The sequence below is a fragment of the Aminobacter sp. Piv2-1 genome, assembly GCF_037625995.1.
GTDB lineage: Bacteria > Pseudomonadota > Alphaproteobacteria > Rhizobiales > Rhizobiaceae > Aminobacter.
In genome coordinates this window covers 171,320-184,380 of the sequence record NZ_JARKMU010000008.1, presented here as the reverse complement: position 1 = coordinate 184,380, position 13,061 = coordinate 171,320, and the positions used below count along the sequence as shown (strand labels likewise).

Below are 13,061 nucleotides of genomic sequence, written 5' to 3'. Positions count from 1 at the left end.
CAAACCATGACGGGTAGCAAGGATTATCTGGTCGCCGACATTTCGCTCGCCGGCTGGGGACGCAAGGAAATCGAGATCGCCGAAACCGAAATGCCGGGCCTGATGGCCTGCCGCGCCGAGTTCGGCGAGGCCAAGCCGCTCAAGGGCGCGCGTATTTCCGGCTCGCTGCACATGACCATCCAGACGGCGGTGCTGATTGAGACGCTGAAGGCGCTCGGCGCCGATGTCCGCTGGGCCTCATGCAACATCTTCTCGACCCAGGATCATGCCGCGGCGGCAATCGCCGATGCCGGCATTCCGGTCTTCGCGGTCAAGGGCGAGACGCTCGAGGAGTACTGGGAATACACCGACAAGATCTTCCAGTGGGCCGACGGCGGCACCTCGAACATGATCCTCGACGACGGTGGCGACGCCACCATGTACATCCTGATCGGCGCCCGCGCCGAGGCAGGCGAGGACGTGCTGTCCAGGCCGGGCAGCGAGGAAGAAGAGATCCTGTTCGCGCAGATCAAGAAGCGCATGGCCGCGACGCCCGGCTTCTTCACCAGGCAGCGCGAGGCGATCCGTGGCGTCACCGAAGAAACGACGACCGGCGTCAACCGCCTCTACCAGTTGCAGAAGAAGGGCCTGCTGCCCTTCCCGGCGATCAACGTCAACGATTCGGTCACCAAGTCGAAGTTCGACAACAAGTACGGCTGCAAGGAATCGCTGGTCGACGGCATCCGTCGTGGCACCGACGTGATGATGGCGGGCAAGGTCGCCGTCGTCTGCGGCTACGGCGACGTCGGCAAGGGCTCGGCCGCCTCGCTCAAGGGCGCCGGCGCCCGCGTCAAGGTCACCGAGGTCGACCCGATCTGCGCGCTGCAGGCGGCGATGGACGGTTTCGAGGTCGTCACGCTCGAGGATGCTGCGCCGACGGCCGACATCGTCATCACCACCACCGGCAACAAGGACGTCGTCACCCTCGACCACATGAGGGCGATGAAGGACATGGTCATCGTCGGCAACATCGGCCACTTCGACAACGAGATCCAGGTGGCGGGCCTGCGCAATCTGAAGTGGACCAACGTCAAGCCGCAGGTCGACATGATCGCCTTCCCGGACGGCAAGCGCATGATCCTGCTGTCGGAGGGCCGACTGCTCAATCTCGGCAACGCCACCGGCCACCCGAGCTTCGTCATGTCGGCGTCCTTCACCAACCAGGTGCTGGCCCAGATCGAACTCTTCGCCAAGGGCGGCCAGTACAAGAACGAAGTCTATGTGCTGCCCAAGCATCTCGACGAGAAGGTCGCGCGGCTGCACCTCGACAAGCTCGGTGCCAAGCTGACCACCCTGTCCGACGAGCAGGCGTCCTATATCGGTGTCACGCCCAAGGGACCGTTCAAGCCGGAACACTATCGCTATTAACCATAGCGCAAATACCTACAAGATGTTGATGCCGGGCGATTGACTTTTCGCCCGGCATTTCTTTTGCCGCGCCGGCTCCTTCACGGCGATTCGCCTAAGCGGTATTGTGACGTGATTCGTCACGCGTCCGGTGCTGGCGGCACAGCCGGGCGCTTCGGGGCGGTCGCGCAAACGGGCGGCACAGAGGATAACAGGACATGCCGGGGGAATACCCGCTTCCAGCGGGAAGGGCCGTCTCCGGCGGCCATGAAGATTCGCAGAAAGCCCTTCGAGGCGGCCAGTGGCAGACCGTGCGTCGGCTGGGGCGTCGCGTGGCTTTCTTCGTGCTCGGCACCACCGCGCTCTGGACCCCGTTCGACGTCGCTCATGCCCAGCAGGCTTCGGTCGCCGGCCTTCCCGTCGGAACCGCCGAGGTCATCCAGCTCGCCATGTTCGTCGGCGTCATGGGCGCCGCGCTCATCACCGCCATTGCGTTGATCCGCGAAAAGGGCCGCCTGTCGTCTCAGAACAGCGAGTTGCGCGGCCGCGTCGCCGACCTCAATGCCTCGCTGCAGCGTTCGGATGCGCTGCTCAACCTGCGCGACCAGCGTATCGTCGTCTGGGCGAGCGAAAACAAGAAGCCTGAACTGATCGGCTCGCTGCCTGTCGAGACTGGTGCGCCTGACGAACGCGCGGCCTTCCTTGCGTTCGGCCGCTGGGTGATGCCTCGCTCGGCTGCGGCACTCGAGAACGCCGTGGCCACGTTGCGCGACAAGGGGACTGCCTTCGAGCTGGTGGTCGAGAGCCATGCGGGTGCGGTGCTCGAGGTGCAGGGCCGCAAGAGCGGCGCCCACGTCATCGTCCGCTTCATATCCATTTCCGAAGCCCAGCGCCTGCAGGCCCGGCTGAAGCTCGAGAACCAGCGCATCGGCGCCGAATACGAAACGCTCGTCGGCCTGATGGACGCTGTCGACATGCCGTTCTGGATGCGCGACGCCGACGGCCGCCTGAAGTGGGTCAACAAGGCCTTCGCCCGGGCAGTCGAGGCGACCGATTCCTCCGCTGTCGTCCGCGACGGCAAGGAGTTCCTGGGAACCCAGTCGCGCGAAGCCATCGTCCAGCAGCAGATTTCGCGGCCCGCCTTCCAGCAAAACCTGTCGACCGTCATCGACGGCGACCGCAGGATGTTCTCCGTCACCGACGTGGTCGGCAGAGGCGGCTCGGCCGGCCTCGCGGTGGATATGAGCGCGGCGGACGCCATCCGCGAGGAATTCACCCAGGTCGTGCGGAGCCATTCCGATACGCTCGACCAGGTGGCGACGGCCGTGGCCACCTTCGACGCGAGCCAGAAGCTGCGCTTCTACAATCAGGCCTTCCAGAAGCTCTGGGATCTCGACGCCGGCTATCTCACCAGCGCGCCCGACAATGCACTGCTGCTCGACCGCCTGCGCAGCGAGCGCAAGCTGCCCGAGCAGCCGGAATGGCGGCGCTGGAAGGAAAACCTGCTCGGCGCCTATCGCGCCGTCGATCCGCAGGAGCATCTCTGGCATCTGCCAGACGGCCGCACCATCCGCGTCGTCGCCAACCCGCAGCCCAAGGGCGGCGTCACCTGGGTGTTCGAGAACCTGACCGAGAAGATCGATCTCGAAAGCCGCTACACCATCGCCGTACGCGTCCAGGGCGAAACCCTCGACAACCTCGCCGAGGGCGTCGTCGTCTTCGGCCCCGACGGCCGCATCCGCCTGTTCAACCCGGCCTTCGGCCAGCTCTGGGGCGTCTCCAACGACATCCTGCGGCCCAGCACGCACATCTCGGCTATCCGCGCTGAATGCGACATGCACGCCGACAACAGCCCGTGGGGCGATTTCGTCGCCGCCGTCACCGGCTTCGACGAGCGCAGCGACAGGCGCGGGCAGACCGAACTGCTCAACGGCACCGTGCTGCAGCACGCCGTCGTGCATCTGCCCAATGGCCAGGTGATGCTGACCTTCGTCGACGTCACCGATAGCGTCAACATGGAGCGCGCCCTCAAGGACAAGAACGAGGCGCTGCAACGCGCCGACCAGATCAAGAACGAATTCGTCCAGCACGTCTCCTATGAGCTGCGCTCGCCGCTGACCAACATCATCGGCTTCACCGAGCTCCTGTCCCTGCCCGGCACCGGCCCGCTGTCGCAGCGCCAGCGCGAATATGTCGAGCACATCGGCTCGTCCTCGGGCGTACTGCTCACCATCGTCAACGACATCCTCGACCTCGCCACCGTCGACGCCGGCATCATGCAGCTCGACATCTCGGAGGTCCGCGTCGACCGTGCCATAGAGGCCGCGGCCGAGCTGGTGGCCGACCGCCTGCAGGAGCATTCGATCCAGCTTTCCGTCGATCTCGCGGCTGCGCCCAAGAGCTTCAGCGGCGACGAGACCCGCGTCCGCCAGATCCTCTATAATTTGCTCAGCAACGCGGTGAACTACGCACCGTCGGCCAGCACCATTTCGCTTGCCTGCCGCCAGCGTCCCGATGGCGTCGAGTTCTCCGTCCATGACGACGGCCCCGGCATGCCGCCGGAGGTGCTCGACACCGTGTTTCAGCGCTTCGAATCCCGCGTCAATGGCGGCCGCCGCCGTGGCGCCGGCCTTGGCCTCTCCATCGTCAAGAGCTTCGTCGAGCTGCATGGCGGCACCGTCCGCATCGACAGCGGCACCGACCGCGGCACGACCGTGGTCTGCCTCTTCCCCGACACGCCGGCAGGCGTCCGGGTGGCGGCGGAGTAGCCCCTTGGCGGCCAGATCGCTGGAGCGCTTCCTGCCCGATGAGGCCGCGACGACGCAGCTGGGCGAGGACCTCGCCATGGCCGTCCGGCCGGGCGACGTGTTCCTGCTCGACGGCGATCTCGGCGCCGGCAAGTCGACGCTGGCGCGCGGCCTGATCCGTGCGCTGGCAGGCGATCCCTCGCATGAAGTGCCGAGCCCGACCTTCACGCTGGTCCAGAGCTACGACACGCCGGTCCCGGTCCACCATTTCGATCTCTACCGCCTGTCGTCTTCGGAGGAGCTGGAAGAACTTGGCTTCGACGAGGCGGCAGCATCCGGTGTCGCACTGGTCGAATGGCCGGAGCGCGCCGCTGACGCCATGCCCTCCACCAGCCTCCGGGTCGCCATCGAGCACGAGGGTGACGGTCGCCGTGTCACGATCTCGGGCGATGGTGCGGCCTTCGACCGTGTCGCCCGCTCGCTCGCCATGCGCGATTTCCTGGTCGCCTCCGGTTGGGGCGAGGCACATCGCGCCCGCTTCGTCGGCGATGCTTCCGCCCGCGCGTACGAGACGGTGACGCGCGACGGCCATGCGCCGCTGGTGCTGATGAATTCGCCGCGGCTCGTGCTCGGCCCGCCCGTCCGCGACGGTAAGCCCTATGCCGAGATCGCCCACACGGCGCAGACCGTCACCGCCTTCGCGGCCATCGACCGCGCGCTTGCCGCGGGCGGCGTCACCGTGCCCGGCATCGTCGCCCGGGATCTCGAGCAGGGTTTCCTGTTGCTCGAACATCTCGGTTCCGGCGCCTTCCTCGATCCCGAAGGCAAGCCGATCGCCGAGCGCTACGCCGCCGCCGTCGAACTTCTCGCGATGATTCACGGGAAACATTGGGACGACCGACTCGAGGCCGCGCCCGGCGTCACCCATCAGGTCCCGCCCTTCGACCGCGACGCGCTGATGATCGAGGTCGACCTGCTGGTCGACTGGTACGTGCCCGCCGTCACGGGCGCACCCGCCTCCGATGCGCTGCGCGACGGCTACCGCGCCGCCTGGAACGCCGTCTTCGATCGCCTCGCCGACAAGCAATACGGCCTGGTGCTGCGCGATTATCATTCGCCCAACATCATCTGGCGCGGCGACAGGACCGGCTTCGACAGGCTCGGCATCGTCGACTTCCAGGACGCGCTGATCGGCCCCGTTGCTTATGACGTCGCCTCGCTCGCCATGGACGCGCGGGTGACGGTCTCGCCCGAGATCGAGCACGGCACAGTCGACGCCTATGTCGCAGCCCGCCATGCCGCCGGCAGCTTCGACGAGGCCGCCTTCCGCGAGGCCTACGCCATCATGGCGGCGCAGCGGAACTCCAAGATCCTCGGCATCTTCGTCCGTCTCGACCGTCGCGACGGCAAGCCGCAATATCTCAGGCACCTGCCGCGCATCCGCGACTATCTTCATCGCGCGCTGGCGCACCCCGCCCTGGCTGACCTGCGCGACTTCTACCGCGACAACCGCCTGCTCGAGGAGTTCTGACGTGAGTGGGCTTTTGAGGAACCCGTCGGTCGCCATGGTGCTTGCGGCCGGCCTCGGCAAGCGCATGCGGCCGATCACCGACACGATCCCCAAGCCGCTGGTGCGCATTTCCGGCAAGACCCTGCTCGACTGGGGGCTCGACAGCCTGGCCGAAGCTGGCGTCGCAAAGGCCGTGGTCAACGTCCACTATCTGCCCGACCAGATCGTCGAGCATGTCGCCTCGCGCACGGCGCCGCGCATCGTCATTTCCGACGAGCGCGATGGCCTACTCGATTCCGCCGGCGGCATCGCCAAGGCGCTGCCCGAGCTCGGCACTGACCCGTTCTACATCGTCAACGCCGACACTTTCTGGATCGATGCAGGCGAACCCAATCTTACCCGCCTCGCCCTTGCCTGGGACGACGCGCGCATGGATATTCTGATCATGCTCGCGGCACTCGACCAGGCGACCGGCCATTCCGGCGGCACCGATTTCCTTCTCGCTCCGGACGGCCGGCTGAGCCGCGCCAGGGGCGCGCCGGAGGGCCTGATCTACGCCGGCGCCGCCATCATCCATCCCCGCATCTTCGTGGGTGCCGCCACCGAGCCGGCCTCGCTCAACCGCTATTTCGACGAGGCGATCGCGGCGGGCCGCCTGCATGGCCTGCAGATGCAGGGCAGCTGGATCACCGTCGGCACCCCCGACGCCATCGCGCCGGCCGAGGCTGCGGTGAAAAGAGCCCTGGCAGGGGCGCAATGAGCGGCCGTGCGTCGCCACGAGTCTTCTCCATCCCGCCCGGCGCTCCCTTCCTGCCGACGCTGGCGGCATCTCTGCTCGACGGCCGCCTGATCGCCGATTTCCACTTCGACGGCAATCCGCTGGCCTTGGCCGACGTCACCATCTACGTGCCGACGCGCCGCGCCGCGCGCGCCTTGCGCGGCGTCTTCGTCGATGCCGCCGGCGGCCGTTCGGCGATCCTGCCGGTCATCAAGCCGCTCGGCGAATTCGACGAGGACGAGGCTGTCTTCGAGAGCGAAGGCGCGGGCGCCCTCGACCTCGCGCCGCCGATCTCGTCCACCGACCGCCTGCTGATGCTGGCGCCCCTGGTGCGGGCCTGGAAGCGCCGCTTGCCGGCTCACGTCGCCGCCTTGTTCGAGGAAGAAGTCGTCGTCCCGGCCTCCGCCGCCGACGCCCTTTGGCTGGCGCGCGACCTCGCCGGGTTGATGGACGAGATCGAGACCGAGGGCTCCGACTGGGCCAAGCTCGGCGGCCTCGTTTCGGGTGAGCTGTCGAGCTGGTGGCAGGTCACGCTCGACTTCCTGTCCATCGTCACCTCCGTCTGGCCCGACCTGCTGGCCGAGCGCGACCAGTCCAACCCGGCAGCGCACCGCAGCGCCCTGATCCGGCTCGAGGCCGAGCGCCTCAGGCGCAGTCCTCCTTCGGGCCCGGTCATCGCCGCCGGCTCCACCGGCTCCATTCCGGCCACCGCCGAGCTGCTCGCGGCCATCGCCCGCCTGCCGCGCGGCGCCGTCGTCTTGCCCGGACTCAACGCCACGCTCGACGAAGCCGCCTTCGAAGCCATCACCGCACCCGACCTGCGCGCCTCGGTCCTCGGCCATCCGCAATACGGCCTCGCCAAGCTGGTCGGCAAGATCGGTATCCTGCGCGGCGACGTCGAGGAATTGGGCACGGCGTCGCCGGCATTGGTGCGCCGCGGAGCCATTGTCGGCGAGGCGCTGCGCCCGGCCGAAACCACCGACGCCTGGGCCGAAAAGCGCGGAAGCGTCAGTGACGCCGAAATCGCCGAGGCGCTGGCCGGTGTGACGTTGCTCGAAGCCGCCCATGAGCGCGACGAGGCGGCGGCCATTGCGATCGCGCTGCGTGAGGCGGTCGCCCAGGATGGCCATCGCGCCGCCCTCGTCACCTCCGATCGCAACCTCGCCCGCCGCGTTGCCTCCGAGTTGCGCCGCTTCGGCATCCAGGCGGACGATTCCGGCGGCGTGCCGCTGGCCAACACGCCGCCCGCCGCCCTGCTGCGCACTATGGTCGAGGCGGCGATCCGCCCGGGCGATCCCGTCGCGGTGCTGTCGCTGCTCAAGCATCCGCTGCTGCGCCTCGGGCTGGAGCGCCCTGTCGTCAGGCGTGCCGCCGAGACCATCGAGCTTGTCGTGCTGCGCGGTGGCGTCGGCCGTCCCGACGTCGCCAGGCTCGCCGAGGATTTCGACACCCGCCTCACCGGCCTCGGCGACGCCACGCGAAAACCGTTCTGGTTCGACCGCGTCACGGTCCGCCGCATCGACGAGGCGCGCAACGTGGTGGCTCGGCTGGTCACAGCGGTAGCACCGCTCACCGCCTTCCGTGGCGACGAGGAGGTCGACCTCGCGGCAATCGTCCGCGCCACCGTCGAGGCGCTCGAAAACCTCGGGCGGGACGAACTCGGCGGGCTGGCTGCGCTCTATGACGGCGATGCCGGCGCCAAGCTGGCCGAGTCGCTGCGCGGGCTGGTCTCGGCCCAGGCGACGTTCGGTTTCGCTGCTGCCGAATGGCCCGACGTGCTCGACGCGCTGGTCGCCCCCGAGGCGGTGAAGCCGTCGCAGGGTGCGGACCGTGCCATCTCCATCTGGGGCGCGCTCGAAGCGCGTCTGCTGACCGTCGACACGCTGGTCATCGGCGCGCTCAACGAAGGCAGTTGGCCGCGCAAGGCCGAGGCCGACCGCTTCATGTCGCGTGTCATGAAATCGGGCATCGACCTCGAACCGCCGGAGCGCCGCATCGGCCTCGCCGCCCACGATTTCCAGATGGCGATGGGTGCCAGAAACGTGGTGCTGTCGCGCTCGGCCCGTTCCGGCGACGCGCCCGCCGTGCCGTCGCGCTGGCTGCAGCGCCTGCTCACCTATGTCGGCCCCGACCACGCCGCCGTGCTGCGCAGGCGCGGCCACAGGCTGGTCGGCTGGGCCCGCCAGCTCGACGCCGGCACCAAGACCGACTTTGCCGGGCGGCCGGAACCCAAGCCGCCTGTCGAAGTGCGTCCGCGCCGCTTCTCGGTTACCGAGATCGAGACGCTGCGCCGCGACCCCTACGCCGTCTACGCCCGCCGCATTCTCGGGCTGATGCCGGTCGACCCGCTGGTGCGCGATCCGGGTGCCGCCGAACGCGGCACCCTGTTCCACGACATCCTGCACCTATTCTCGGCAACCGTCGGCGATCCGCGAACGCCGCAGGCGCATGACGTGCTCATCGCCGCCGGCAGGCATTGCTTCGCCGAGGCCGCCCTGCCCGCCGATGTCGAAGCCGTCTGGTGGCCGCGCTTCGAGCGCATGGCCGACGGCATCCTCGAATGGGAGCGCAGTCGCGCCGCAGCCGTCGCCAGCCGCCATGCCGAGGAAAGTGCTGCCGCCACCGAGGTCGGCCGCACCGGCATCACGCTGTCGGGCCGCGCCGACCGCATCGACCTGCTCGCTGGCGGCATGGCCGACATCATCGACTACAAGACGGGCTCGTCGCCTTCCAAGGCGCAGGCCCATACGCTGATCGCGCCGCAGCTGGCGCTCGAAGGTGCGCTGCTCCGGCGCGGCGCTTTCCGCGAACTCGGCCAGCGCGAGCCGTCGCAGCTCGCCTTCGTCCGCCTCAAGCCCAATGGCGAGGTGTTCGAGGAATCGATCCTCGAGCACAACCGCAAGCCCAAGTCGGCGGCGGAGCTTTCGGAAGAAGCCTGGACGCGGCTGGAGCAGTTGCTCGTCCACTACGACGACCCGGCCACAGGCTACCTGTCTCGCGCGCTGCCGTTCCGCGAGGGCGAGACCGACGGCGATTACGACCATCTCGCCCGCGTGCTCGAATGGTCGGCCGGCGGCGATGGCGGTTCGGAGGGCGAGGAATGAAGAAGAAGTTCTTCGTCCCCCAGGAAACCGCCGACCGCCAGGCGCGCGCTTCCGATCCCGGCAATTCCGTCTGGGTGTCGGCCAATGCCGGCTCGGGCAAGACCCACGTGCTGTCGCAGCGCGTGATGCGGCTTCTTCTGCGCGGCACCGACCCGTCGAAAATCCTCTGCCTCACCTACACCCGCGCCGCTGCCGCCAACATGTCGAACCGCGTGTTCGCCAACCTGTCGGAATGGACCATGCTGCCCGACGCGGAGCTGGCCAAGCGCATCGCCGCGCTCGACGGCGGGCAACCCGACCGGCCGATGCTGCGCCGTGCCCGCCGTCTCTTCGCCGAGGCGCTGGAAACGCCGGGCGGGCTCAAGATCCAGACCATCCACGCCTTCTGCGAGTCGGTGCTGCACCAGTTCCCGCTCGAGGCCAACATCGCCGCCCATTTCGAGATGCTCGACCCGCAGATGGAGGCGACGCTGTTCGCCACGGCGCGGCGCGAGATGGTGACCGGGGGTGCCGCCAATCCGGAACTGGCCGAAGCCTTCGCCATGGTGCTGGAGCGTGGCGGCGAGGCCGGCCTCGACGCCCTGCTCGCCGAGATCGTCGCCAAGCGCGATGGCCTGCGCGCCTTCATCGGCCAGATCATGGACTTTACTTGGCCGTTCGGCGCCCTCTACGAGGAATTCGGCTTTTCTCAAGGTGACAGCGCCGAAGCCATCGCCGGCTCCATCTGGCCGCTGCCGGGCTTCGAGCCCGATTTCTTCGACGCCTTTGCCGCGGCGGCCGACGCCACCGATGCACGCAGCGTGCTCAACAACATCCTGCCCTTTGCCAGGCTTGCCTATGCCGAGGCAGACACCATCCGGCGTCTGGCGCTTCTGGCCGACGCCTTCCTCAAGGCTGACGGCGATCCCTACACGCCGAGCACCTTCAAGAAGGCGCTGCTCGACCGCCTGCCCGACCTGCCAGAGCGCTACCAGTCGACCGCCGAGGCGATCATCCGCGCCTCCGATCGCCTCGCCCATTTCCGCATGCTGGAAGCGACGCGCGCAGCCCTCACCATCGCCGACTGGCTGATCGCCCGCTACGAGCGGCTGAAGACCGGCCGCGGTTTCCTCGACTTCAACGACCTGATCACCCGCACGGTCAATCTGCTCGCCCGCCCCGATGCCGGGCCGTGGGTGCAGTACAAGCTTGACAAGGGCATCGACCATATCCTGCTCGACGAGGCGCAGGACACCAGTCCCGACCAGTGGGAAGTGGTGAAGCGGCTGGCGGAAGAGTTCTTCTCCGGCGCCGGTGCGCGCGACCATGTCCACCGCACCGTCTTCGCCGTCGGCGACGAAAAGCAGTCGATCTACTCGTTCCAGGGTGCTGCGCCCGAATCCTTCGACGACAGCAAGCACGAATTCGCCGCCCGCATCCGCGCCGCGGAAAACCGTTTCGAGGACGTCACGCTGACCTGGTCGTTCCGCTCGACCGACGACGTGCTGTCGGCCGTCGACCGCGTGTTCGAGGACCCGACGGTGCGCCGTGGCGTCACCCGCGCGCCCGAGCCGCCGAGCCACAAGGCCATCCGCGCCGGCGCGCCGGGTTATGTCGAGGTCTGGCCGTCGGTCGGTGCCGACGTCGTCGACGAGCCCGACGACTGGCGCAAACCCATCGATCATGCCCATGCTCCCGCCGTCGTCGTGGCCGAGCAGGTGGCAGCGACGATCCGCAGATGGCTCGACGACGGCGAGATCATCGAAGGCACGGGCAAGCGACTGCGCGCCGGCGACGTCATGGTGCTGGTGCGCAAGCGCGACCGCTTCGTCCATGCGCTGTCCCGCGCCCTCAAGCGTCGCGACATCCCGGTCGCCGGCGCCGACAGGCTGAGCCTGCCCGGTCACATCGCCGTCAAGGACCTGATCGCGCTCGGACGTTTCCTCATCCAGCCCGAGGACGACCTGTCGCTTGCCGCCGTCCTGCGCAGCCCGGTCTTCGGCTTCTCCGAGGAGGCGCTGTTTGCGCTCGCTTCTGGCCGTTCGCGCAGCCGCTCGCTTATCGCCTCGCTGCGTGAGGCCGCCGAGGCGAACGCAGCCCTGAAAGTCGTCGCCGAACAGCTCGACGCCTGGGCCACCGAGGCCGCCTTCCGGCCGGTCTTCGAATTCTACTCGGGCGTCCTCTCCGGTGATCGCGGCCGCGATGGCGTGCGCAGGAAGATGATCTCCCGGCTGGGCCAGGAAGCCGGCGATATTCTCGACGAGTTCCTGAATTTCTGCCTGGCGGAGGAACGCACCGGCCTGCCCGGCCTCGAAGCCTTCCTGTCGACGCTGGAAAACGCGGGTCCCGAGATCAAGCGCGAGATGGACCAGACGCGCGACGAGGTCCGCATCATGACCGCGCACGCTGCCAAAGGTCTCGAGGCAACCGTCGTGTTCCTGGTCGACAGCGGCTCGGCGCCGTTCAGCGACCAGCATCTGCCCCGGCTGATGCCTTTCATGCCGCGTGGAAAACATTGGCACGGCAAGGGTTATCTTTGGCGCGCCGGTGCCGATGTCGCCAACGCCTTCTCCAGGAGGGCGGCCCTCACCGCCCGCGAACTGGCCGACGACGAATACCGGCGGCTGCTCTATGTCGGCATGACCCGCGCCGAGGACCGCCTCATCGTCTGCGGCTACCATGGCAAGCGCGCGCCCGGCGGCAACACCTGGCATTCGATCGTCACGCGCGCGCTGTCGTCGGCGCCCGAGAGCGAATTGCGCGCCCATCCCGTGGTCGCCGACCTCGGCGTGCACCGCTTCCGCGTCACGCCCCTGTCGGGCGCAGCCGAGGTCGCACCCGAGCCTGAGGCCGCGGAAATTGCAGCGCCCGCCCCGCTGCCCGAGACGCTGTTCGACTGCCCCCCGCCCTTCGAGGACCTGCCGCGCCCGCTGTCGCCGTCAGGCGCCTCGGCCCTGATCGACGAGACGCAGGAGGCCGTCATCTCCGGCCGCTCGCCGGTTCTCGACGCGGAAGTCGAGCCGGCCTTCGCCATCGCCCGCGGTTCGGCGCTGCATCGCCTGCTGCAGATGCTGCCGCGCCTCGATCCCGACCAGCGCCGTGCGGCTGCCGAGCGCTATCTCGCCCGCGTCGGCCGGCATTGGGACTACGCTCAGCGCGCCTCGGCCCTCGCCTCTGTGCTGTCGGTCCTCGACGACGAGCGTTTCGTTCCCCTGTTCTCGCCCTCCTCCCGCGCCGAGGTTTCGGTCATGGGTAGCCTCGATGTGCGTGGCAAGCCGCGTTCGGTTTCCGGCAAGATCGACCGGCTGGCGATCACGGATAACGAGGTTTTGATCGTCGACTACAAGACCAACAACGTGCCGCCGGCGTCGATCGACCAGGTGCCCGAGGCCTATGTCGTGCAGCTTGCGCTCTATCGGGCGCTGCTCCAGCCGCTCTATCCCGGCAGGGCCGTTTCGGCCGCCCTGCTCTTCACCGAGGCGCCGCGCCTGATCGCCTTGCCCCCTGCTGCAATGGACGCCGCCCTTGCTCGACTCACCCAAGCGTGACACAAGAAC

The 13,061-nt window shown here is 68.2% G+C and carries 6 protein-coding genes; all 6 read left to right on the top strand.

Features of this window, described 5'->3' with window-relative positions:
* The first annotated feature begins 6 nt into the window (after nucleotides 1-6).
* The 6 genes from ahcY (at nucleotide 7) to addA (ending at nucleotide 13,052) form a co-directional block, all read left to right on the top strand.
* Nucleotides 7-1,407: an adenosylhomocysteinase gene (gene ahcY / locus AmiPiv_RS16320; RefSeq protein ID WP_340038534.1), complete on the top strand. Its 1,401-nt coding sequence runs from the start codon at nucleotides 7-9 to the stop codon at nucleotides 1,405-1,407.
* 197 nt (nucleotides 1,408-1,604) lie between these two features.
* Nucleotides 1,605-4,154: a PAS domain-containing sensor histidine kinase gene (locus AmiPiv_RS16315; protein ID WP_340038533.1), complete on the top strand. Its 2,550-nt coding sequence runs from the start codon at nucleotides 1,605-1,607 to the stop codon at nucleotides 4,152-4,154.
* Nucleotides 4,155-4,158: 4 nt separating this feature from the next.
* On the top strand, nucleotides 4,159-5,664 hold the full coding sequence (gene tsaE / locus AmiPiv_RS16310; protein WP_340038532.1) for a tRNA (adenosine(37)-N6)-threonylcarbamoyltransferase complex ATPase subunit type 1 TsaE: 1,506 nt from the start codon (nucleotides 4,159-4,161) through the stop codon (nucleotides 5,662-5,664).
* A 34-nt stretch (nucleotides 5,665-5,698) separates the two neighbouring features.
* Entirely contained in the window at nucleotides 5,699-6,403 is a 705-nt protein-coding gene (locus AmiPiv_RS16305) for a nucleotidyltransferase family protein (protein WP_340038645.1), read from the top strand.
* Nucleotides 6,400-9,525 carry a double-strand break repair protein AddB gene (gene addB, locus AmiPiv_RS16300; RefSeq protein WP_340038531.1) on the top strand — a complete coding sequence of 1,042 codons (3,126 nt, stop codon included), beginning with the start codon at nucleotides 6,400-6,402 and terminating at the stop codon, nucleotides 9,523-9,525. Before AmiPiv_RS16305 ends, addB begins: the two co-directional genes overlap by 4 nt.
* Entirely contained in the window at nucleotides 9,522-13,052 is a 3,531-nt protein-coding gene (gene addA / locus AmiPiv_RS16295; protein WP_340038530.1) for a double-strand break repair helicase AddA, read from the top strand. Before addB ends, addA begins: the two co-directional genes overlap by 4 nt.
* Nucleotides 13,053-13,061: the final 9 nt, after the last annotated feature.

Excerpts from the sequence above, each read along its gene's own strand:
- ahcY (WP_340038534.1), top strand. The coding sequence starts at position 7 with ATGACGGGTAGCAAGGATTATCTGGTCGCCGACATTTCGCTCGCCGGC.
- AmiPiv_RS16315 (WP_340038533.1), top strand. The coding sequence starts at position 1,605 with ATGCCGGGGGAATACCCGCTTCCAGCGGGAAGGGCCGTCTCCGGCGGC.
- AmiPiv_RS16305 (WP_340038645.1), top strand. The coding sequence starts at position 5,699 with ATGGTGCTTGCGGCCGGCCTCGGCAAGCGCATGCGGCCGATCACCGAC.
- addB (WP_340038531.1), top strand. The coding sequence starts at position 6,400 with ATGAGCGGCCGTGCGTCGCCACGAGTCTTCTCCATCCCGCCCGGCGCT.
- addA (WP_340038530.1), top strand. The coding sequence starts at position 9,522 with ATGAAGAAGAAGTTCTTCGTCCCCCAGGAAACCGCCGACCGCCAGGCG.